Below are 21,623 nucleotides of genomic sequence, written 5' to 3' on the forward strand. Positions count from 1 at the left end.
GCCGTGGCGCCTCATCGCCACCCCGCTCGTGGCCCTCGCGGTGGCGCTCGGCCTGGGCGGGCTCTCGGGCCTCGTGGTGTTCGGGTCGTGGCTGTCCTCGCTTGCGGCTGTGCTCGGTGCCACGGCCGCGATCGTTGTCATTGCGCGTGCAGCGACCGGGCGGCCGTTCCTGCCCACCGTCGTGGGGCTCGTCTGCGGAGCGTGGCTGCTGATGGTTGCCTTCGTGCCCGGCCCCGAGGGTGGTCGCACCTGGATCCCCACCCCTCGGCGCTCGAGGGCGTTCGCGCGGTCGCGGCGGAGGCCGTGCGCTACGCGGCCGACACCGTCGCTCCCGCCGAGGTCTCCCCGCGCTCGCCGCCGCGATCACCGCGGGGGCGCTCGCGCTCTTCCTGCTGGTGGACGCCGTCGCGGTCGGCGCGGGATTCGCCGCATCGGCCGGCTTCCTCCTGGTGGTGCCGTGGCTGCCCGCTCTCACGCTCGAGCGCCGCATCCCCACCCTCGCGCTGCTCGGCGCCCTCGCGGCGTGGCTCGGGGTCGTCGCCCTGTCCCGGCGGATCGACGCGGGACCGTGGCGATCCCGTGACCGCGCGGGCGCGCCCGCGGCACCCGCAGCCGCGGCCGCGGTAGCCGCGACGCTGCTGCTCGCGTCGATCACGGCGCCGCTCGCCGTGGGCGGACCCGGCTGGGGTGCCGCCCCCGCATTGCGCTCCCCGACTCGCTCGGCGGCGCCTCGCGACTCGACCTCGACATCGACCTGCGCGAGTCACTGAACGGTCGCTCGACGTCCCCCGTGCTCAGCTACACCTCGACGGGAGGGCGCGTGGACGTGCTCCGCGCGTACTCCTTCGACACGTTTGACGGCAACCGATGGGACCGCGAGAGCGGCGGAGAGACCGTGCCCGCGACAGGCGTGCTGTGGCCCGAGCCCTTTGACGGCTGGATCGAGGGCGAGTCGAGCTTCCTCACGATCAGCACCACGGACCTCAGCGAGTCCCGCCTGCCCATCCCCGCGGCGCCGCGGTCGATCACCGCGGCGGCAGGCTGGGTCTACGACCGCTCGACGGACGAGGTGGTGTCGGACTCCCCCTCGGGCACACGCGGACTGCAGTACTCGGTGCGGCAATCGACGGACTTCCACTCCGAGGAGGCCCTGCGCGCCGCCGAGGAACTCATCGCGGCGGGAGGCGACGAGGCGGTCCCTGCCCGCTACAGGGAACTACCGGATGGCATCGACGTCGAAGGACTCCGCACGGTGGCGACGGCCTTGACGGCCAGCGCGACGGACCGCTACGAGTCGGCCCTCGCGCTGCAGGAGTACCTGCGCGGGCCGGGCTTCGTGTACGACACGCAGGTCTCGCCGTCGGGCGACGATGCCGTGACGACGTTCCTCGAGACGCGACGGGGATACTGCGTCCAGTTCGCGACGGCGATGACCGTCATGGCGCGCACGCTCGACATCCCCGCGCGACTCGCGGTCGGCTTCCTGGGAGGAAGCGAGAACGTTCCCGGCGAGTACGTGGTGCGCGGGCGCGACGCGCATGCGTGGCCGGAACTGTACTTCCCCGGCCACGGCTGGGTGCGCTTCGAGCCCACGCCCTCCGTGCAGACGGGAGCGCGACCGCCGTACGCCGAGCCGGCGGAGGCTCCCGAGCCCGTCGTTCCCGACGTGCGCGACACCGCACGGCCCACGACCGCGCCCGAACCGGTCCTGCCGACGACCGCGCCCACGGCCTCCCCCACGCCGACCCCCGCTGACGAGGGCGGATTCCCGTGGCTCGCGGTCGGGACAGGTGCGCTCGTCCTCGCGGCGGTCGCGGTCGGGTGGGCGCGACGACGATCCGGCGCCGGACCCGTCCGGGACGCGGAGGACGCGTGGGCGCTTCTGCGCACGAGACTCGGAGCACGCGCGGGAGACGACGCCCTCACTCCCGCCGAGACCGAGCGCGCGATCCTCGACGGCGGGCCCGAGCTAGGCGCCGAGGCTCGCGAGGCGCTCGGCCTGCTGCGCGTGGCGGTCGAGCGTCAGCGGTACGCGCCACGGGGCGAGAATGGCGCCGATGCCCCGCTGCGCGCGTGGGTCGATGTCGTGTCGACGGCGGCGCGCGAGGCGGAGCGGGCAGCCGGGACGCGAAAGTAGGGCGTTCGCCTCAAGGCCGCTCTGCGCGGCGCCCACCTAGAGGTCGCCCTGCACGATGCCCTCTTAGAGGTCGCCCTGCTCGGCGCCCACCTAGAGGTCGCCCTGCTCCCTGCGCTTGTCGAAGCGCTCCTCGACGCGCGACATGAAGCCCTTGTCGCTCTTGCGTCGATGCGTTCCGGAGCCGGAGGCCTTGGCCGCGGGGGCCGAAGCGGACGGTCGGGGCGCGAGCACGGCCCACATGGCGGCAGCGAGCATCACGGCGAAGCCGGCCACGCCCACGATCATCATCTGGGTGACCGCACCGGTGACGACGATCCCGAGACCCGCCACGACACCGATTCCGGCCCACACGTAGAGTCCGCGCGGGCGAGAGCCACGCGCCATCGCGGAACCGAGCTTAGGGTCAGAGCCGAGGTCCCTCTCCAACTGCTCGAGCACGCGCTGCTCGTATTCCGACAGCGGCATCGCGCCCTCCCTTCGGTGCACCGTGTGGTCCAGTCTATCCGCCACGCGGCGGTCGTACCAGACCAGCGTCTAGGGTGAGGCTCATGCCTCGCCTGCGGACCGACCGCGTCGCTCCCGACGTGCCCCGCGATGTCGACTTCGACATCGCCACTGGCGTGGCGTCACTTCGCGACGATCCTGATGGGACAACGTCTCTGTGGGTCAACGGAGTTCCCAGTTCACCGCTGCACCCCGATCCCGAGTTTCTCGCATTCGAGTACATGCGCCACATGTCGGCCATCGTCGACGCGTGGTCCCCGCCGCCGCGCATGCTCGCTCTTCACGTGGGGGCCGCGGCCTGTACGCTCCCCCGCCACCTCGCGCACCGGTTCCCCGACTCCGGGCACATCGCGGTCGATGTCGATGCGACGCTGCCCGAACTCGTGCGCACCTGGTGGGACCTGCCTCGCGCGCCGCGATTGCGGATCAGGGCGCAGGACGGCCTGGAGGTGTTGGCGTCGCGGCGCGACGAGAGCGTCGACCTCATCATCCGCGATGCCTTCGCCGGAGACTCCACCCCCGCTCACCTCACGGACGCCGCATGGTGGAGGCACGCGGCGCGTGTCCTGAGGCCGGGAGGGCTCGTGCTCGCGAATGTGGGGACGCGTCCCGGCGCGCGGGATGCCGAGGAGGACGCGGCGGCCGCCATAGAGGCCTTCGGTGCGACCCTCGCGGTGGCCGAGCATGCGGTGCTCAAGCGGCGCAGGCGAGGGAACGTGGTGCTCGCCGCGGTGCGCGCGGGCTCACTGGACGAGTCCGCGCTGCGGCGTTACGCCGCATCGGCGCCCCTGCCCACCGGCGTGAGCGGCGACTGGCGGGGCTAGGCGGGCTGGGGCATCGTGCCCTCACCCGCCCGGACATGACGAAGGCCGCCGCCCCTCACGGGACGACGGCCTTGTCACGAGAATCAGAGCGGGCGGACGTTCTCCGCCTGCGGACCCTTCGGACCGGAGGTCACGTCGAACTCGACGCGCTGCGCCTCCTCGAGGGAGCGGTAACCATCCGTCTCGATCGCCGAGTAGTGGACGAAGACGTCGGCGCCGCCGCCGTCCTGGGCGATGAACCCATAGCCCTTCTCAGCGTTGAACCACTTCACAGAACCCTGCGCCATGCCTGTATTTCCTTCACTTCTGCGCCCTGGACGGGAAGGCGGAACACCGTGTCCCACCTCGTCGCCGCAATGCCGCGTTCCCAGCCGTGAAGTCAGGTTCTTGCACACTACGTATCTGCAACCGGGTCCAGTGTGGCAGATTTCAGCCGCTCGTAGGGGGATCGCGCCGTTCTTGAGCAAGGAATTTCTCAAATTCGGCCGCAATCTCGTCTGCGGAGGGCAGTCCGCCCTCGAGCGGAAGGCCCTGTCCGCGCGCGTCGTGGAACGCGTCGTACTGGTTCTCGAGCGCGCTGACCAGCGCCTGGACGTCCTCGCTGTCGGAGAGCTGGCGCTCGATTTCGTCGGTCGCGCGCTCGGCGGCCGCATCGAGCGCGCCGGGGTCCAGATCGAGGCCCGACAGGTCCTCGAGTCCCTCGAGGGCGCGCTGCGCCGCCTGGGGGTACGACGACTGTGCGAGATATTGCGGCACGTGCACGGCCACGTTGACGGCAGGCAGCCCCCACTGGCCAAACCTGTACTCGAGCAGGTTCTGGGCCGATGCCGGGACCGTCACCGTGCCGAACATCGACGGCAGGTCGGGCAACAGGTTCTGGTCCGTGCCGTGGATCGTGGCGGTGAGCTCGCGCGTGTGCGGCACCGCCATCGGGATCCCGTGCGATCCCAGCGTGAGCGACACGCCCAGGCGATCGACGATTCCCCGCACCGCCGCGATGTAGCGCTCCCACAGGATGTCGGGCTCGAAGCCGTGGAGCAGGAGGTACGGCGACTCCGCCGCGTCACGCACCAGGTCGAGCGCGAGGTGGGGCTCGTCATACGACGTCCACTGGTTGACGGAGAACGTCATCTCCGGACGGCGCGAGCGGTAGTCGAGCAGCTGGTCGATGTCGAACGTGGCGACGCGGACCGGCTCGCCCATGTCGAGGAGATGCTGGGCCACCAGGGCGCCCGCGCGCCCCGCATCCACGAATCCGCGCAGGGAGTGCACGAGCACCGCCTGCTCCGGTGCGGCATCGGCCCATGCCTGCACGCCCTCGGGTTCCCAACTGAGCAACGGTCTGTCCATGATTCTCCATCCTTCCATTCGCGCCGCGTCGGCGAGTGGCAATCTCGCCGTCCGCGAAACCCCCGGGCAACCGGTGCTACCGAGCACCCTTGCGGCGCGCGATAATGGGGGACTGTCCTGTTCCGGTCAACGCAGGGCGGGCGGAGGGTATGCCGATGGCACAGGAGCGGGGACTCACGGCGGAGCGCAGCGGGCTTGCGGCCGAGCAAGAGGTGGTCGACGTGCTCTACGCGCGCGTCGACGCGCTACGCGACGAGGCCAGCGGGCGCCTCGCGGCGATCCGCAGGGAGGGGCCGTCGGGTTCGCCGCAGAACCGGTCCGAGCGCGACGCCTTCGCAACCCTGTACGAGGACCGCATCGCGCAACTCGACGCGGTCGAGGACAGGCTGTGCTTCGGCCGCCTCGACCTACGTGACGGCGAGCGCTTCTACGTGGGGCGCATCGGCCTGTCCGATGCGGAACACGCCCCCTCCTCACGGACTGGCGCGCCCCTGCCGCCCGCGCGTTCTACTCCGCGACGGCGGCCAATCCGGGCGACGTGGTCAACCGACGCCACCTCACCACCCAAGGGCGGCGCGTGGTCGCGGTCGAGGACGACGTCCTCGACGTCGACGCGCTGCGCGAGATGGGCGCCGATTCCGCTCTCGCGGGCGAGGGCGCACTGCTCGCCGCCCTGGGCGCGCGGCGCACGGGACGCATGGGCGACATCGTCGCGACCATCCAGGCGGAGCAGGATGCCGTCATCCGCGCGCCCATGTCGGGGGCCCTGGTCGTCCAGGGCGGGCCGGGTTCAGGAAAGACGGCCGTGGCGCTCCACCGCGCCGCGTTCCTGCTCTACCACCACCGCGAACAGCTCGAGTCGCGCGGCGTGCTGCTCATCGGGCCGTCGCGCACCTTCCTCCGATACATCGACCACGTGCTGCCCTCGCTGGGCGAGACGGGAGCGGTGTCGACGACCCTCGCGGGGCTCATTCCCGGCGTCGAGGCCTCGGCGATCGAGCCGGACGAGTCGGCCGAGATCAAGGGCCGCACGGTGATGGCGGACGTGATCAAGGCGGCCGTCCGCGAGCGCCAGCGCGTCCCGCGGGCCGATCGCGAGATCCGGATCGACGGCCGCACGGTCGAGATTCGCCGGTCCGACATCAAGGACGCGCAGGCCAAGGCGCGGCGCGATGGTCGTCCCCACAACGAGGCGCGCGCGGTGTTTGCCAAGGAGATGATCTCGCGTCTCACCCGTCAGCTCGTCGAGCAACTCGAGGTCTACTCCGACGAGGACCGTCACGAGCTCGAGCGGGACGTGCGCGACGACAAGAACGTGCGCATCGCGATCAACCTGTGCTGGCTGCCCGTGACCGCAGAGCAGCTGCTGCGCGATCTCTTCTCGAAGCCCCACCTGCTTGACTACGCTGCCGCGCGCCTGTCCCCCGACGAGCGCGACCTGCTGTTGCGGCCGCCTCACGCCCCGTTCACGGAGGCCGACGTGCCGCTACTCGACGAGGCAGCGGAGCTGCTCGGCGAGATGCCCGGCGGGCGCGCCCGCCGCTCGGACGAACCCTCGGCCGAGGAGATCCAGTACGCGAAGGACGTGCTCGACACGTTCGGCGCGCAGAGCATGATCAAGGTCGACGCCGAGACGCTCGCGTCACGCATGAAGGGCGGCACCACGCGCCTCTCCGTCGCCGAGCGCGCGTCCCGCGATCGCACGTGGACCTATGGGCACATCGTGGTGGACGAGGCGCAGGAACTCAGCCCCATGGCGTGGAGGATGCTGCTGCGGCGCTGCCCGACCAGGTCGTTCACGATCGTGGGCGACGTGGCGCAGAACACCTCGGTCGCCGGGACGCGGTGGTGGCCCGAGACGATGGATCCGCTGTTCCAGACGTCGTGGGAACTGCGCGAGCTCACCATCTCCTACCGTATTCCGGCCGCGGTCGCCGATGCCGCACAGTCCTACGCGCGCGCGGCGCGACTGCCGGTGAGCGACCTCAGGGCGGCACGCGAGATCGCCGATGCCACGTGCGCGACCCGTACGGACGATCCCGTCGAGACCGCGGCGGCGGTGGCGCGGCGGCACGCCGCGTCGTTCGCGGGCGCCGAGGGCGGCCTGGTGGCCGTGATCGCCCACGAGCGGCACCTGAGTGCGCTGCGTGCGCGGCTGTCAGGCACCGAGGTCGAGGTGTGCACCGCTCGCGAGTCGAAGGGCCTCGAGTTCGATGTCGCCGTGGTGGTCGAGCCCGCCGAGATCGCGGCCCGCCCGGGCGATCTCTACGTGGCCCTCACGCGCCCGACGAAGCGCCTCGACATCGTGCACGCACGTCCGCTTCCCGAGGGCCTGGTGGTCTAGCGGCCGATTCCTCGCGGACCGCGTCCCGCGGTCACGTCCGCTCGCATCCCCCGGCGCCCGCGAGCGCAAGACCCTCGAGATCGCCCGGGCCCCAGTCCGTGAGCCGCAGGTTGGACTCGTGCATGAGCTCGCTCGTGTCGACCACGTGGGCGAGCCCGACGACGTGGGCGAGCTCGTGTGCCACGACCGCGCGCGCAAGGTCCGTGCCCCCAGGCTCGGACAAGAGCCGCTGCATGTCCTCGTCGTCGAGCACCACCACGCCCGCGCGCAGGAAGCGCGCGTCCCCATAGGCACCGGGCACCGCACTCGATCCCCCGAGGCCCGTGACGGTGCCCGCCAGGTCCGGGTTCTGACCCTCGTTCTGGAAGCCCACGACGATCGGCGCGAAGCGCTCGCCGTACCGCTCCTGGATGGGTGCGCGATCGAAGCTCACCGGCTCGTCGGTGCGTCCCTCGTACGCGAAGGACAGGCCCGTGGCCGCGGACACCTGAGCGACGGCCTCATGGATGAGCGGCTCGAAGCCCTCGGGCATGAGCGAGGGCGAGAGCACATAGGCGAGCGGGCGGCACGGGTCGTAGCGCACCGGCCCACCTCCCTCGCCGCCACTCGGAAACAGAAACGCGTGCTCGCCCGTGGTCGTGGGCGCCACCTGCGGAAGGATCCGTTCCGCGGGCCCGCTCGCCACCGGGATGCGCACCGTCACGCCCTCGGCATCGATCACGTTGCGCGGCGTGCCCCAGTGTTCGACGTCCGACCACGTCACGCCGCGCCACCAGGCGCCCGCGGCAAGCAGCATCGCGGCCACCGCGGCGATCCCGAGGATTCTGGCCAGCGATTTCATGGCGACACTCTGCCATGGCTCCACCGGCACGGACGTCACCCCTGACCGCGCGGGCGGAGTTGGAGAAGAACGGGAAGTGCGAGACGATAGCGCCCGTGCGCGCACTGCTACTAGAGAACCTCGCCCCCAGGCCACCCAGATCCTCGAGGCCGCCGGCATCGCCGTCGAGAACCACGTCGGAGCCATGGATGAAGACGAGCTGATTGCCGAGCTCCAGGGCGTCCAGCTGCTGGGCATCCGCTCGAAGACTCAGCTCACCGAGCGCGTCATGGCGGCGTGTCCCGACCTCATCGCGGTGGGCGCCTTCTCGATCGGCACCAACCAGATCGACCTCGCCGCCGCCGCGCGGCGCGGCATCGCGGCCTTCAACGCGCCCTTCTCCAACACCCGGTCCGTGGTCGAGATGGCGGTGTCCGAGATGATCTCGCTGACGCGCCGCCTGCCCGACCACAACCGCAACCTGCACAACGGCGTGTGGTCGAAGTCGGCCGCCGGCGCCCACGAGATCCGCGGCCGTACGCTCGGAATCGTCGGCTACGGCAACATCGGCTCGCAGCTGTCCGTGATCGCCGAGGCGCTCGGCATGAACGTGATCTTCTACGACAGCGCGGAGAAGCTCGCGCTCGGCAACGCTACGCGCATGTCCAGCCTCGAGGCGCTGCTCGCGCAGGCGGACATCGTCACCCTGCACGTGGACGGACGGAGCGGCAACTCCGGCTTCTTCGGGCGCGAGCAGTTCGCGGCCATGAAGCAGGGCGCGCTGTTCCTCAACCTTTCGCGTGGCTTCATCGTCGACCTCGAGGCGCTCAAGGCGGGCCTCGAAAACGGCAGCATCGGCGGCGCGGCCGTCGACGTCTTCCCCGACGAGCCCAAGAAGACGGGCGACCCCTTCTCCTCGCCGCTGCAGAACATGCCCAATGTCATCCTCACCCCGCACATCGGCGGATCGACCGAGGAGGCCCAGCGCGACATCGGCATCTTTGTCGCGACCCGCCTGCGCGACTACGTGTTCCACGCGTCGACCTCGCTGAGCGTCAACCTGCCCAACCTGTCCCTCGACCAGGTCCAGGGCTCGCACCGCGTGGCTCACCTTCACGAGAACATCCCCGGCGTGCTGGCCGCGGTCAACCAGGTCTTCGCCGCCCACAATGTCAACATCGACGCGCAGCTGCTGGGCACGCGCGGAGAGCTGGGCTACGTGGTGACGGACGTCGCCGCGGGCATTGACGACGACGCCGTCGCGGCACTGTCGAGCATGCCAGGCACGGTCCGCCTGCGGGTGCTCTCATAGACGTGCCCGACTCCCCCGCCGCGGCATCGTTCGCGGACCTCGGGCTGCCGGGCGCCATGGTGGACGCGCTGCGCCGCCACGGCATCGAGCGTGCGTTTCCGATTCAGGCGGCCACCATCGCCGATGCCCTGGCCGGGCGAGACGTGCTGGGCAAGGCCCGCACGGGATCGGGAAAGACGCTCGGCTTCGGGCTGCCCGCGATCGTCAGGCTCGCGGACGGCGAACGTCCGACGCCCCGACGCCCCCGCGCCGTGGTGCTCGTGCCCACGAGGGAACTGGGCATGCAGGTGTCCGATGCGCTCGAGCCCTACGCGCACGCGATGCACGTGTCCCTCAAGCTCGTGGCCGGCGGGCTGTCGATGTCCAAGCAGGTTCAGGCGCTGGACCGTGGCGTTCACCTGGTGATCGCGACGCCGGGGCGGCTCGCGGACCTCGTGCGCAGAAAACACGCGGATCTCAGTAGGACCGAGCTGGTCATCATCGACGAGGCCGACCACATGGCGGACATGGGCTTCATGGACGAGATCACGCAGATCCTGGCGCGCGTGCCGCGCGGCGGTCAGCGGCTGTTGTTCTCGGCGACGCTCGACGGCGACGTGGACCGCCTCGTGTCGACCTACATGAACGACCCCGTGCTGCACGACGTCACCGGTGGGGAACCCGCGCACGCATCGATGCGCCACGTGGGTCTCAACGTGCCGCCGCACCTCAAGTACCGGATCGCGACGCGCATCGCCGCCCGCGAGGGGCGCACGATCGTCTTCGTGCGTACCAAGCTCGCGACCGAGCGCATCGCGCAGGACATGCGCGCCGAGGGCGTGCTGGCGGTCGCGCTTCACGGCGACCGCTCGCAGGTCGAGCGCAATCATGCGATCGCGGCCTTCCGTGCGGGCGACGTGCCCGTCTTGGTCGCGACCGATGTCGCGGCGCGCGGCATCCACGTCGATCATGTCGACCTGGTCCTCCAGCTGGACCCGCCGACCGATCCCAAGGACTACACGCACCGCTCCGGCCGCACGGCGCGCGCGGGCGACGAGGGCCTCGTGGTCACGCTCGTGCTGCCCCACCAGCGCCGCACGACCGACCGCATGCTCGAACGCGCGGGGGTCGACGTGATGTTCCGCAAGGTGCGCGGAGACGATGCCGAGTCGCTCGCGCTCGTCGACGGCCTCACCGGGGCGCGCGCCCCCTCGGGAGTTCCCGTCGAGGAGCCCCGGCCGCAGCGCACCGAGCGACGAGGGCGCTACGACCGTCCCGGCCGCTCGGGGGTGCGGGCGGTGCGGGCCGCTCCGGTGGTTCCGGGCGTTCGGGAGGTTCGGGGCGCGGCGGCAGTTCCGGTCGCTCGGGTGGTTCCGGTCGCTCGGGTGGAGCGGGGCGTCCCGCGCGACCCGAGGGTCGAGGCGCTCCGCCCCGTTCGACTCGCGGATGGCGCGACGACGACCGCTAACGCGGCGGGGACCCGACAGGGTTTCTTCCGAACCGCAATGCGCGACTACTCGCCTCGCGCGTCCTCTTCGCGGAGGCGAGCAATCGCGGACTCGAAGTCCTCGAGGGTGTCGAAGGCCTGGTAGACGCTGGCGAAGCGCAGGTACGCGATCTCGTCGAGCTCGCGCAGCGGGGGCAGGATCGCGAGACCGATGTCGAGGGCGTTGATCTCGGCCTGGCCGTTGGCGCGAATCGCCTCCTCGACCTTCTGCGCCAACACCGCGAGGTCATCGTCGCTCACGGGGCGACCCTGGCAGGCCTTCCGCACCCCCGAGACGATCTTGTCCCGGCTAAAGGGCTCGGTCACACCGTTTCGCTTGACCACCGCGAGGCTGGCCGTCTCGACGGTCGTGAAGCGCTTGCCGCATGCCGGGCACTCGCGGCGCCGGCGAATCGACGAGCCATCATCGGCAGTGCGCGAGTCGACCACGCGGGAATCGGCGTTCCTACAGAACGGGCAGTGCATGTGGACACTCTGCCACGAGAGCGCGTGTGTCATGAACCGCCCCCGTCTCTCGCCGTGTCAGCGATGGCACGGACGCCCGGCGAGTGAGGGTCGGGACTCCGGTCAGCCAGCGACGGGCAGGAAGATCTGCTCGCCCGCGTCCACCGCGGTCGAGGACATCGCGTTGAGATGCTGGATCTCGGTCAGCGTGTCGCGGACATCGTGCCCGGCGGGGGTACGGGCCGCGGCGATCGACCACAGGGTCTCCCCCGACCCGACCGTGTAGGAGTCCACCGCCGCCTCGGAGCCGCCCGCTCCACCACCGTGCCCACCCGTGCCGTCGGAGGCGAAGGCCTGCGGGCCGATGACCGCCGCGCCGATCAGGAGCGAAACGACGGCAAGGAAGCGTCCGGTGCGGGCGCGCCTGGCCTTGGCCACCGGGTTCTGCGGTGCGTAGATGCTCATCAGTGCCTCCTTCGTTCGAACGTATGTTCTATCGAACGTATGTTCTAGTTCTAGCAGTCCCGGCCGACACTGGCAAGACTCGCTCGAACATATGTTTGATTTGACGCTCGGCTTGCCCTAACGTCGTGAGACAAGAGGACCACCAGGGTCTGACAGCGACGATCGCGGGAGGCGCTTATGGCACACGACGAGGCGGGCCGACTCGGCTCGACCGCCCCGGAGGGCGCGACGATCCACGAGCTGCGTGACCCCGAGACGGGTCTCACGACCCGCCAGCGCGCGGTGGTCGACTTCATTCGCGCCACGGTTCTCGACCGGGGCTATCCCCCATCGATGCGAGAGATCGGCGAGGCCGTGGGTCTCACGTCGACCTCATCGGTCAAGCACCAGCTCACGGCCCTCGAGGCCAAGGGGGTGCTGAGGCGAGACCCGCATCGTCCCCGCGCGATCGAGGTCGTGCTCCCCGGCGAGCCCGCGGCGACCCCCGAGGCCCTGCCGCAGGACGACGAGGGCTCCGCCATGGCGAGCGCCACGCCGCTCGCGCCGGCGGACGACGACTCGACGCGGGTCCCGCTCGTCGGCCGCATCGCGGCGGGCGGGCCGATCCTCGCGGATCAGGCGGTCGAGGACACGTTCACGCTGCCGCGTCGACTCACCGGTGACGGCGAGCTCTTCATGTTGCAGGTGTCCGGCGACTCGATGATCGATGCGGCGATCTGCGACGGCGACTGGGTCGTGGTGCGCCGCCAGAACGATGCCGAGAACGGCGACATCGTCGCGGCGCTGCTCGACGACGAGGCGACCGTGAAGACCTTCCGCCACCGCGACGGCCGGGTGTGGCTCATGCCGCACAACCCCGCGTACACCCCGATCGACGGCACCCACGCCAGCATCATGGGCAAGGTGGTCTCGGTGCTGAGGCGCGTGTAGTAGCCCGCGACCTCCCGCTAGGACTCGGCGAGCCTGCGCAACGCGCCCAGCGCGGTGTCGCGATCCGTGGTGGGCCACAGGTCGGGCATCGAGCGGCGCAGGAAGCCGCCGTACCCTGCCGTCGCGAGTCGGGGATCCAACACGGCGACCACGCCGCGGTCACTGGTCGAGCGAATGAGCCTGCCCGCGCCCTGAGCGAGGAGCAGCGCCGCGTGCGTGGCCGAGACCGCCATGAAGCCGTTGCCTCCCGCCGCGGCGACGGCCTCGGTGCGCGCCTGCGAGATCGGCTCGTCGGGCCGCGGGAACGGGATGCGGTCGATCACGACCAGGCTCGCGGTGCGACCAGGCACGTCGATGCCCTGCCACAGCGACGTCGATCCGAACAGGCACGTCGCCTCGTCCTCCGCGAAGCGCTTGACCAGGGTCGGGAGTTGGTCGTCGAGCTGATAGAGGATCGGCACGTCGAGGCGCTCGCGCATCGCCTCCGCCGCCGCCTGCGCCGCGCGGTGGGACGAGAACAGCCCCAGGGTGCGGCCGCCCGCGGCCTCGATCAGGGCCGCGAGCTCGTCGAGCGCCTCGGGGCCGATTCCCCCCATGCCCGGCTTGGGAAGGTGACGCGCGACGTACAGGATGCCCTGCCGCGGGTAGTCGAACGGGCTGCCCGCGTCGAGGGTCGCGGGCGAGTCGACGCCGAGGTGGCGCGAGATCGCCGTGAAGTCGCCGCCGAGCGCGAGTGTCGCCGAGGTCATGACGGAGGCCTTCTCGTCGAGCAGCTTGGTCCGAATGAGCCCCGCGACATCGAGCGGCGCCGCGACGATCCTCTCGGCGAGGCGCGAGTCGTAGTCGCCGTCACGCGGGGCGAGCCACACCACGTAGCGACCGTGCTCTCCCTGGAGCTCCCCGCACACGTCCACGACCTCGGACAACGCCGCGCTGGCCACCTTGCCCGCGGCCCCCGCCTGCTCGGCGTGCTTCTGCACCTCGCTCACGCAGCGGCGCGCGGCGGCGCGCACCTCCTCCACGGCCACCGCGAGCGGCTCGGGCAGCCCTTGGCGGAGACGGCCGGCTTCGCAGTCCCCCAGCGCGCCGTCGAGGTGCCGTGCGGCCCGATCCAGGTCCTCGGTCACGACTCCACAGCGGCGCACGGCACGCGCCGCGCGGTCGACGGCAGCCACGGTGAGCTCGTGGGTCGCCGAGGAGGTGATGCGCTGGACGAGCTCGTGAGCCTCGTCGACGATGAGCACCGCATGCTCACCCAGCATGTCGTGACTTGTCGCCTGCACGCCCAGCACGGCGTGGTTGGTGACCACGACGTGCGCGTGGGCCGCCGTGTCCCTCGCGCGCTGAGAGAAGCACTCCGCGACCGCGGGACACTTGGACTCGAGGCACTCGCGTCCGCTCACGGACACCTGCGACCACGCACGGCCACTCACACCGGGCACGAGGTCGTCGCGATCGCCCGTGTCGGTCGTGTCGGCCCACTCGTTGAGGCGCACGACCTCGCGGCCCAGTTCGCTCGTAGGGCCGAGCGGCAGCATGTCATCGTCTGGCTCGGGGTAGCCGCCCCCATCTTGTGGACGCACAGGTAGTTCGCCCGGCCCTTGAACAGCGCGATGCGCACCGGCTCACCGAGCACGGGCTCGAGCGCGGCGGCGACGAGCGGCAGGTCCTTCGTGAAGATCTGACGCTGCAAGGCCAGGGTCGCCGTCGACACGATCACGCGGCCGCCGGTGCGCACCGCATGAGCCACGGCGGGCACCAGGTAGCCCAGGGACTTGCCCGTTCCCGTGCCCGCCTGAACCAGCGCATGCTCGGACGCGGCCAGGGCATCGGCGACCGCGTGCGCCATCGCGACCTGTCCCTCGCGCGGGTGACCGCCGATCGCCCCCACGGCGCGCGCGAGCAACGCGTCCGTGTCCGCCCCAGACGTCCCCTCGGCATCGGCCACGGTGCCCGAGGCGGTCACAGCGCGTCGGACGGTACCGCGGCGTCCTCAAGACGGGCCGCGAGCCCGGGATCCACGAGCGCCGTGAGATGCGTGCCCTCGGGCACGTGGGCCTGGTCGATCACCTCGCCGTGACGGTGCACCTCACTCACGAGGTCACCGCGCGTGTAGGGCACCACGAGGTCGACCGCCACCGATGGACGCGGCAACTCGCGGCCAATGAGCTCGAGCAGCTCCTCGATGCCCTCGCCCGTGAGCGCCGACACCTCGATCGTGGTCTCGCGCCTGCCGCGCAGCCGCATGAGCGTCTCGGGATCGGCGATGTCCGCCTTGTTGAGCACCAGCACCTCGGCCACCTCGGCGGCGCCCGGCACGTCAGCGAGGACCTCGCGCACCGCGCGAATCTGACCCTCCGGATCGGGATGCGAGGCGTCGACCACGTGCAGCATGAGGTCGGCATGCGCGACCTCCTCGAGCGTCGAGGCGAACGCGGCGACCAGCTGGTGAGGCAGATCGCGCACGAACCCGACCGTGTCGGACACCGTGAACTCGCGCCCGTCTGGCGTCTGCGAGCGACGCACCGTGGGGTCGAGGGTCGCGAACAGCGCGTTCTCGACCAGCACACCCGCGCCGGTGATGCGGTTGAGGATCGAGGACTTGCCCGCGTTCGTGTATCCCACGATCGCGACGTTGGGCAGTCCCAGCCGCTTCTCGCGACGCACGGCGCGCGCGGGTTCCATCGCCTTGATCTCGCGGCGCAACTGCGCCATGCGCGTGTGGATGCGCCGACGATCGAGCTCGATCTTGGTCTCACCCGGTCCGCGCGAACCCATGCCAGCGCCCGCTCCGCCCACCTGGCCGCCGGCCTGGCGCGACATCGACTCGCCCCAGCCGCGCAGTCGCGGCAGGAGGTACTCGAGCTGCGCGAGCTCGACCTGCGCCTTGCCCTCCTTGGACTTGGCGTGCTGAGCGAAAATGTCGAGGATGAGCGCCGTGCGGTCGATCACCTTGACCTTGACCACGTCCTCGAGCGCGCGACGCTGGCTCGGGGCGAGGTCGTCATTGACGATCACGGTGTCCGCGCCCACCGCCGCCACGATGTCGCGCACCTCGTGCGCCTTGCCCTTGCCGATGTAGGTGGCCGGGTCGGGGTGGGGGCGGCGCTGGAGCACGCCGTCGAGCACCTCGGATCCGGCGGTCTCCGCGAGCGCGGCAAGCTCGCGCATCGAGATTTCGGCGTCCTCGGCGGTGCCGTGCGACCACTGGCCCACGAGCACCACGCGCTCGAGGCGCAACTGCCTGTACTCGACCTCGGTGATGTCCTCGAGCTCGGTCGACAGGTTCGCGACGCGGCGTAGGGCCGCGCGCTCCTCGCGATCGAACTGGTCGCCGTCGTAATCCGTCGCGAGCGTGCCGCCCTCTGCCACGGCGGTGCCCGCGCGCGACAAGACCCGGTCGATCACGGCATCGGCGCGGTGATCCTCGAGGTGGTCGCCGTCTTCTCTCACTGATTCACTCATACGTGACCATTGTCGCACCCCCTGAGACACCGCGGGGCGCCTGGGGACGATGCCGGACCCACGCGGCCGCACGGGGCACCGGCGCCGCGAGCGACAGACACGAAGGGGACACGCGCCCGGCGGTACGCTCGGGGCCGTGAGCGACCACTACTTCAGCGCCCAGCCCGCGTCCGCGGACGAGCGACGACGGGTGACGGTCCGCCTCGCCGGCCTCGACCTCGAGCTTGAGACCGCCGCGGGCACGTTCTCGGCCGGCCACCTCGACCTGGGCACCCAGGTGTTGCTACGCAGCGTGCCCGACCCGACGGGTCACGTGCTCGATCTCGGATGCGGCTGGGGACCGATCGCAATCGAGGCCGCGCTGCGCGGCGCGTCGCGGGTCACGGCCGTCGACGTCAACGAGCGTGCGCTCGACCTCACGCGTCGCAACGCGGACCGCGTACGCGCGGCGCACCGCCTCGCACCGATCGACGCGGTGACCGCGGATCGTGTCGACCCGGACACCCGGTTCGACACGATCTGGTCGAATCCACCGATCCGCATCGGTAAGGACGCGCTCCACGCGCTCCTCGCTACGTGGCTGCCGCGGCTTGCCCCCGGCGGCGTGGCCTATCTCGTGGTACAGCGCAACCTGGGCGCGGACTCGCTCGCGACCTGGATCGCCGCCCAGGGATGGGGAGAGGTCGACCGCGCGGCCAGCGCCAAGGGCTTCAGGGTGGTGCGCGTCACGGCACGCTGACGGCGCCCTGTGCGACCAGCACCGCGGGACCCTCGAGGATCGTCGTCGCCCCCGTGATGCGCACCGTGACCATCCCGCCGGGGACCTCGACGTCCCACACGTCGGGCGCACCCTGACCGGCCCACGTCCTCATCGCGAGCGCGACGGCACAGGCGCCCGTCCCGCAGGACCGGGTCTCGCCCGAGCCGCGCTCGTGCACCCTCATCCTCACCCTGCCGCGGGTCTCCGCGCCAGCATCGTCGAAGCCGAGGGCGACGGCGAACTCGACGTTCGACCCGTGCTCGGGAACGGGATGCACCTGCGGAGCGACCGTGAGGTCGAGCGCCTCAAGCTCCTCGAGCGACCCCAGCGCGACCACATGATGCGGATTGCCCATGTCGACCGAGAGCGCGGGCCGCACGGGGTCCATCCCGCGCGCGGCCACCTCGGAGTCGAAGCCGGCCGACGCGTCGCCCACGCGGTACACGCCCATGCCGACCGCGTAGCGCCCGTCGCCGAGTGCGCGCACCGCGCGCGGTCCACCCCTGGTCGCGAAGTCGAGCCCCTCCGCAAGGTCCACGCCCGCCTCGCTCTCGAGGAAGGCCGCGAACACGCGCGCGCCGTTGCCGCACATCTCCGACGTGGTGCCGTCGGCGTTCCAGTAGTCCATGAACCACATGTCGGGGTCCACGCCCTCGCCCGCGGCCACCGCCCCGGCGCGCACCGCACGTATCACGCCGTCCGCGCCGATCCCTGCGCGCCTATCGCACAGGAAGCGCACGAGCGCGGGCGTGAGGTCGAGGCTTCCCGCGGGGTCGTGGATCAGGACGAAGTCGTTCTCCGTGCCGTGACCCTTGGTGAAGGCGATCATCATGCCCCCAGAGTAGTCAGGGGCCGGCGAGGGCGGCATCGGCCTGCTCCACCACGGCCGATGCCTGGGTCGCCGCGCGCGCGACGTCGCCGCGATCCCGGGGGCGTCGATCCAGCGCACACGCGGGTCGGGGCGGAACCACTGGTGCTGCTTGCGGGCCAGCCGCCGCGTGTGCTGGGCGATGAGCGCGCGCGTCTGCGCCGCGTCGATCTCGCCGTCGAGGTGACGCAAGGTCTCCGCGTAGCCCACCGCACGCCGTGCCGTCACCCCGTCCCGCAGGCCGGCACGGTCCAGGCGGCGAACCTCGTCGACCAGTCCGCTCTCCCACATCGTCTCCACGCGGTCGTCGATGCGCGGATCGAGGGCGTCGTACGGGAGCTCGAGCGCGATCGTCACGGCCGGAGCGTGGTACTCGTGGCGTGGAAGGACGCTGCGCGTCGATCCCGTCAGCTCGATGATCTCGAGCGCTCGCACCAGCCGCTTGACATTCGCAGCGGGAATCCGCGCGGCCGCCTCGGCGTCGAGCGCGGCGAGCTCGCGGTGAAGGATCCCCGGCCCCTCGGTCTGTGCGCGGAGCTCGAGGCGCGCGCGCAGGTCGGGATCGGTCCCGGGGAACTCGAAGCGGTCCAGCAGCGCGCGCAGGTACAGCCCCGATCCGCCCACGACGATCGCACGACGCCCTCGCTCGTGGATCGCCGCGATATCGGCCCTCGCGCCGTCCTGGAACCGCGCGACCGAGGCGTCCTCGTGGACGTCGATGGTGTCGAGCTGATGATGTGGGATGCCGCGCCTGTCCCCCGGCGCGAGCTTCGCGGTGCCGATGTCCATGCCGCGATAGAACTGCATCGAGTCGGCGTTGACGATCTCCGCGTCGAGGCGTTCCGCGAGGTCGAGGCTCACGGCGGACTTGCCCGTCGCGGTGGCGCCGACGATCGCGATGATCGCCGGGCCGGCGGACGGGCTCACGCGCGCCGCAGCGCGGGCATGCCGAGACCGACGGGGCCCGCCGGGGCGCTCCCGGTGCCGCACGAGTCGCCGCCGTGGTCGTGCTCTCCGCCCTGCGCCGACTCCCACGCGTCTCCCGCGCGGGTGCGGCGCACCGCGTACGGACCGCCCTCGAGCGCCGAATCGGCCAGCAGGTGGTGCGGAGCGCCGTGCGTCACCGCGACCGTGACCATGTCACCCGGGCGCGGCGCCGCCTCGCCCTCCGGCACGGAGAAGTGCACGAGCCTGTTGCCCGGCTCGCGGCCACTCAGGCGCGCGGATCCCTGGTCCTTGCGGCCGGCGGAGTCGAGCACGAGCAGCTCGACCGTGCGTCCCACCATCGCGAGCGAGTCCTCGAGCGTGATCCGCTCCTGCAGCGCGAGGAGGCGCTCGAAGCGCTCCTGGACCACGGCCTTGGGCAGCGGCTCGAGGTCGTAGGCAGGCGTGCCCGGTCGCGGGGAGTACTGGAACGTGAACGCGGACGTGAAGCGGGCGGCCTCGACCACCCGCAGCGTCTCGGCAAAGTCCTCCTCGGTCTCGCCGGGAAAGCCCACGATGATGTCGGTCGTCAGGGCCGCATCGGGCATCGCGGCGCGCACGCGCTCGATGATCCCCAGGAACTTCTCGGAGCGGTAGGAGCGCCGCATCGCGCGCAGGATGCGATCCGAGCCAGACTGCAACGGCATGTGCAGGCTGGGCATCACGGTCGGGGTCTCGGCCATCGCCGCGATGACGTCGTCCGTGAACGCCGCCGGATGCGGCGACGTGAAGCGCACGCGCTCGAGCCCGTCGATCGCCCCGCACGCCCGCAGCAGCTTCGCGAAGGCGCCGCGGTCGCCGAACTCCACACCGTACGAGTTGACGTTCTGGCCCAGCAGGGTGACCTCGACGGTGCCCTGGGACACCAGGGCCTCGACCTCGGCGAGGATCTCGCCCGGGCGTCGGTCCCTCTCCTTGCCCCGCAGGGACGGCACGATGCAGAACGTGCAGGTGTTGTTGCAGCCCACCGAGATCGACACCCAGCCCGACGCGATCGCGTCGCGCCGCGACGGCAGCGTCGACGGGAACACCTTGAGGGACTCCTCGATCTCGACCTGGGCGGCGGCGTTGTGGCGCGCCCGCTCGAGCAACACGGGCAGCACGTCGATGTTGTGGGTGCCGAACACGACATCCACATACGGCGCCCGGGCGACGATGTCCCCACGGTCCTTCTGCGCGAGGCACCCGCCCACGGCGATCTGCATGCCGGGACGCTCGGCCTTGACGGAGGCGAGCTGGCCGAGGTTGCCGTAGAGCTTGTTGGCGGCGTTCTCGCGCACGGCGCACGTGTTGATGACGACGACGTCCGCGACGTCGGCCCCCGCGGGCGCGGCACGATAGCCCGCGCCCTCGAGCAGTCCCGCCATATGCTCCGAGTCGTGGACGTTCATCTGGCATCCCAGCGTCCTGACGAGGTACGTGGGTGCGAGGGTGGTGTCAGTCATGTCTATCCGGCGACGGCGTCCGCGCGAAGCTCGCGAATGACGGTCACCTTGATCTCTCCGGGGAACGTGAAGTCCGTGCTGATGTGCTCGGCAATTGTACGCGCCAACGCGTGCGTGCCCGCGTCGTCGATCTCGTCGGGCTCCACGATCACCCTGACCTCGCGTCCCGCGGCCATGGCAAGCACGCGCGTGACGCCGTGGTGGTTGAGGACGAGTCGCTCAAGGTGCTCCATGCGCGTGACGTACGCGTCGAGGTCCTCGCGCCGTGCGCCCGGTCGCGCCGCGGAGATCGCGTCGGCGACCTGAACGATCACGGCCTCGAGGGATTCCGGCGCGACCTCATCGTGGTGGGCAGCGATCGCGTTGACCACCGCGCCATCCTCGCCGTGTTCCGCGGCGAAGCGTGCCCCCAGCGCGGCATGGGTGCCCGACTGCTCGTGCGTGAACGCCTTGCCGAGGTCATGGAGCAGCGCTCCTCCGAGCGACCTCGACATCCGCTCCGAGCACCGCCGCGATGTCCGCCGCCACCTGTGACGTCTCCACGAGGTGGGCGAGCACGTTCTGCCCATACGAGGTCCGCAGCCGCAGGCGACCGAGGACGTCCACGATCTCGGAGGCGACGCCCGACACCCCCGACTCCGACAGCGCGTCGAGCCCAGCCGCCCGGTGACGCTGCGACGCGCCGGCCACCGCGCGCGCGTAGGCCGCCTCGACGCGTTGCGGCTGAATCCGGCCGTCCACGACCAAGGCGGCCAACGTCACCTCGGCGAGCTCGCGGCGCTCGGGATCAAAGCACGACAACTGCACGGCGTTGACCCCCTCCTCGACAATCAGGTTCACGCCGGTGAGGGCCTCGAACGCGCGGATGTTGCGCCCCTCGCGGCCGATGATGCGTCCCTTCATCTCCTCACTCGGGAGGTTGATCCACAGCGTCGAGTGCTCGGCGGACGTCGCAGCCGCCTGTCGCTGCATGGCCTCGACCAGGATCTCGCGCGCACGCGCGTCGGCCGCGGCCTGGGTGCGGCGCTCGATGCGGCGCAGCTCGACCTCGGCGTCGGCCCGTGCCTTCGCGATGAGGGACTCGGCGAGCTCCGCACGCGCCTCTTCGGGAGTGGTGCGCGCGACGGCGGCGAGGGCGCGCTCACGCTCGTCCTCGAGACGTGCCCGGTCCGCAGCAACGCGCCTCTCGTCGCGCACGACGACCGCCGCGCGCTCCTCGAGTCCGCGTGCGTACTGCTGCGCGTGGCGGTGATCAGCCGACAGCTCCTTCTCACGCTGAAGGGTCTGCTCCTCGCGGCGCTTCGCCTCGGCGAGCCGCACCTGGATGTCCTGGCGAATGGACTCTGCCTCGCGACGCGCCGCGGAGCGCTCGGCCTCCGCCTCGCGACGAGCGAAGACGACGAGTAGCAAGGCGATGAGGCTCGCACCGAGCAACAAGAGGATGATCAACGACTGGTCCACCCACTGCTCCTTCGCTCGCCATGG

General features: G+C 71.2%; 21 protein-coding genes and 1 pseudogene. 9 read left to right on the plus strand and 13 right to left on the minus strand.

The genetic code is table 11. From position 1 onward, the window contains the following. Nucleotides 1-239 precede the first annotated feature (239 nt). Both QUE44_RS05560 and QUE44_RS05565 read left to right on the plus strand, forming a co-directional pair. Nucleotides 240-770 carry a transglutaminaseTgpA domain-containing protein gene (locus QUE44_RS05560; RefSeq protein ID WP_286216339.1) on the plus strand — a complete coding sequence of 177 codons (531 nt, stop codon included), beginning with the start codon at nt 240-242 and terminating at the stop codon, nt 768-770. Continuing rightward, nucleotides 767-2,137: a transglutaminase family protein gene (locus QUE44_RS05565; RefSeq protein ID WP_286216688.1), complete on the plus strand. Its 1,371-nt coding sequence runs from the start codon at nt 767-769 to the stop codon at nt 2,135-2,137. Before QUE44_RS05560 ends, QUE44_RS05565 begins: the two co-directional genes overlap by 4 nt. 90 nt (nt 2,138-2,227) lie before the next feature. On the opposite strand, the gene QUE44_RS05570 is transcribed toward QUE44_RS05565, so the two are convergent. Further along, nucleotides 2,228-2,602 carry an SCO2097 family morphological protein gene (locus QUE44_RS05570; protein ID WP_286216340.1) on the minus strand — a complete coding sequence of 125 codons (375 nt, stop codon included), beginning with the start codon at nt 2,600-2,602 and terminating at the stop codon, nt 2,228-2,230. Between the two features lie 83 nt (nt 2,603-2,685). Here QUE44_RS05570 and QUE44_RS05575 point away from each other — a divergent pair, with 83 nt between their 5' ends. Next, nucleotides 2,686-3,465, plus strand: coding sequence for a spermidine synthase (locus QUE44_RS05575; protein WP_286216341.1), 780 nt, complete (start codon nt 2,686-2,688; stop codon nt 3,463-3,465). Between the two features lie 83 nt (nt 3,466-3,548). On the opposite strand, the gene QUE44_RS05580 is transcribed toward QUE44_RS05575, so the two are convergent. Both QUE44_RS05580 and QUE44_RS05585 read right to left on the minus strand, forming a co-directional pair. After that, nucleotides 3,549-3,752: a cold-shock protein gene (locus QUE44_RS05580; protein WP_286216342.1), complete on the minus strand. Its 204-nt coding sequence runs from the start codon at nt 3,750-3,752 to the stop codon at nt 3,549-3,551. Nucleotides 3,753-3,894: 142 nt separating this feature from the next. Next, nucleotides 3,895-4,815 (minus strand): PAC2 family protein, encoded by a 921-nt coding sequence (locus QUE44_RS05585; RefSeq protein ID WP_286216343.1) that lies wholly within the window; start codon nt 4,813-4,815, stop codon nt 3,895-3,897. A gap of 155 nt (nt 4,816-4,970) precedes the next feature. On the opposite strand from QUE44_RS05585, the pseudogene QUE44_RS14480 reads away from it, so the two are divergent. Both QUE44_RS14480 and QUE44_RS14485 read left to right on the plus strand, forming a co-directional pair. Next, a pseudogene (locus QUE44_RS14480) lies at nt 4,971-5,371 on the plus strand (AAA family ATPase); the annotation flags it as partial. Between the two features lie 1,209 nt (nt 5,372-6,580). Beyond that, complete coding sequence (locus tag QUE44_RS14485; RefSeq protein ID WP_491375254.1) at nt 6,581-7,159, plus strand: hypothetical protein; 579 nt, start codon at nt 6,581-6,583, stop codon at nt 7,157-7,159. A 31-nt stretch (nt 7,160-7,190) separates the two neighbouring features. On the opposite strand, the gene QUE44_RS05595 is transcribed toward QUE44_RS14485, so the two are convergent. Next, nucleotides 7,191-8,000: a matrixin family metalloprotease gene (locus QUE44_RS05595; RefSeq protein ID WP_286216345.1), complete on the minus strand. Its 810-nt coding sequence runs from the start codon at nt 7,998-8,000 to the stop codon at nt 7,191-7,193. A 76-nt stretch (nt 8,001-8,076) separates the two neighbouring features. On the opposite strand from QUE44_RS05595, the gene serA reads away from it, so the two are divergent. Together serA and QUE44_RS05605 are read left to right on the plus strand one after the other, a co-directional pair. After that, nucleotides 8,077-9,291: a phosphoglycerate dehydrogenase gene (gene serA, locus QUE44_RS05600; RefSeq protein WP_350226905.1), complete on the plus strand. Its 1,215-nt coding sequence runs from the start codon at nt 8,077-8,079 to the stop codon at nt 9,289-9,291. A 2-nt stretch (nt 9,292-9,293) separates the two neighbouring features. Further along, the gene (locus QUE44_RS05605; RefSeq protein WP_286216347.1) at nt 9,294-10,862 is read left to right on the plus strand and encodes a DEAD/DEAH box helicase; all 1,569 of its coding nucleotides are present in this window, start codon (nt 9,294-9,296) and stop codon (nt 10,860-10,862) included. Here QUE44_RS05605 and nrdR read toward each other — a convergent pair. After that, nucleotides 10,784-11,242, minus strand: coding sequence for a transcriptional regulator NrdR (nrdR, locus tag QUE44_RS05610; protein ID WP_286216690.1), 459 nt, complete (start codon nt 11,240-11,242; stop codon nt 10,784-10,786). The genes QUE44_RS05605 and nrdR overlap by 79 nt on opposite strands. A gap of 102 nt (nt 11,243-11,344) precedes the next feature. Continuing rightward, a complete protein-coding gene (locus tag QUE44_RS05615; RefSeq protein ID WP_286216349.1) occupies nt 11,345-11,686 on the minus strand; it encodes a LysM peptidoglycan-binding domain-containing protein in 342 nt (113 codons plus the stop codon). Between the two features lie 177 nt (nt 11,687-11,863). On the opposite strand from QUE44_RS05615, the gene lexA reads away from it, so the two are divergent. Then, nucleotides 11,864-12,616, plus strand: a complete 753-nt coding sequence (gene lexA / locus QUE44_RS05620; protein ID WP_286216350.1) for a transcriptional repressor LexA — start codon at nt 11,864-11,866, stop codon at nt 12,614-12,616. 17 nt (nt 12,617-12,633) lie between these two features. On the opposite strand, the gene QUE44_RS05625 is transcribed toward lexA, so the two are convergent. From QUE44_RS05625 to hflX, 3 genes are read right to left on the minus strand one after another with little or no spacing between them, the layout of a single operon-like run. Then, nucleotides 12,634-14,154: an ATP-dependent DNA helicase gene (locus QUE44_RS05625; protein WP_350226906.1), complete on the minus strand. Its 1,521-nt coding sequence runs from the start codon at nt 14,152-14,154 to the stop codon at nt 12,634-12,636. After that, the gene (locus QUE44_RS14015; protein WP_350226907.1) at nt 14,046-14,582 is read right to left on the minus strand and encodes a DEAD/DEAH box helicase; all 537 of its coding nucleotides are present in this window, start codon (nt 14,580-14,582) and stop codon (nt 14,046-14,048) included. The genes QUE44_RS05625 and QUE44_RS14015 overlap by 109 nt, the downstream gene beginning before the upstream one ends. Then, complete coding sequence (gene hflX, locus QUE44_RS05630; protein WP_286216352.1) at nt 14,579-16,081, minus strand: GTPase HflX; 1,503 nt, start codon at nt 16,079-16,081, stop codon at nt 14,579-14,581. Before hflX ends, QUE44_RS14015 begins: the two co-directional genes overlap by 4 nt. A gap of 136 nt (nt 16,082-16,217) precedes the next feature. Between hflX and QUE44_RS05635 the strand changes: the two genes are divergently transcribed. Next, complete coding sequence (locus QUE44_RS05635; RefSeq protein WP_286216353.1) at nt 16,218-16,820, plus strand: class I SAM-dependent methyltransferase; 603 nt, start codon at nt 16,218-16,220, stop codon at nt 16,818-16,820. Here the strand turns inward: QUE44_RS05635 and miaA are convergent. The 4 genes from miaA to QUE44_RS05660 are packed head-to-tail and all read right to left on the minus strand — an operon-like array spanning nt 16,807 to nt 21,599. Continuing rightward, nucleotides 16,807-18,636: a tRNA (adenosine(37)-N6)-dimethylallyltransferase MiaA gene (gene miaA / locus QUE44_RS14020; RefSeq protein ID WP_350226908.1), complete on the minus strand. Its 1,830-nt coding sequence runs from the start codon at nt 18,634-18,636 to the stop codon at nt 16,807-16,809. The two genes, QUE44_RS05635 and miaA, sit on opposite strands and share 14 nt — an antisense overlap. After that, entirely contained in the window at nt 18,633-20,138 is a 1,506-nt protein-coding gene (gene miaB / locus QUE44_RS05650; RefSeq protein WP_286216355.1) for a tRNA (N6-isopentenyl adenosine(37)-C2)-methylthiotransferase MiaB, read from the minus strand. The genes miaA and miaB overlap by 4 nt, the downstream gene beginning before the upstream one ends. Before the next feature lie 2 nt (nt 20,139-20,140). Beyond that, nucleotides 20,141-20,632 carry an HD domain-containing protein gene (locus QUE44_RS05655; protein ID WP_286216356.1) on the minus strand — a complete coding sequence of 164 codons (492 nt, stop codon included), beginning with the start codon at nt 20,630-20,632 and terminating at the stop codon, nt 20,141-20,143. Continuing rightward, a complete protein-coding gene (locus QUE44_RS05660) occupies nt 20,598-21,599 on the minus strand; it encodes an Rnase Y domain-containing protein (RefSeq protein ID WP_286216357.1) in 1,002 nt (333 codons plus the stop codon). The genes QUE44_RS05655 and QUE44_RS05660 overlap by 35 nt, the downstream gene beginning before the upstream one ends. Nucleotides 21,600-21,623 lie beyond the last annotated feature (24 nt).

The sequence above is a fragment of the Demequina sediminis genome, from assembly GCF_030296675.1.
GTDB classification, from domain to species: domain Bacteria; phylum Actinomycetota; class Actinomycetes; order Actinomycetales; family Demequinaceae; genus Demequina; species Demequina sediminis.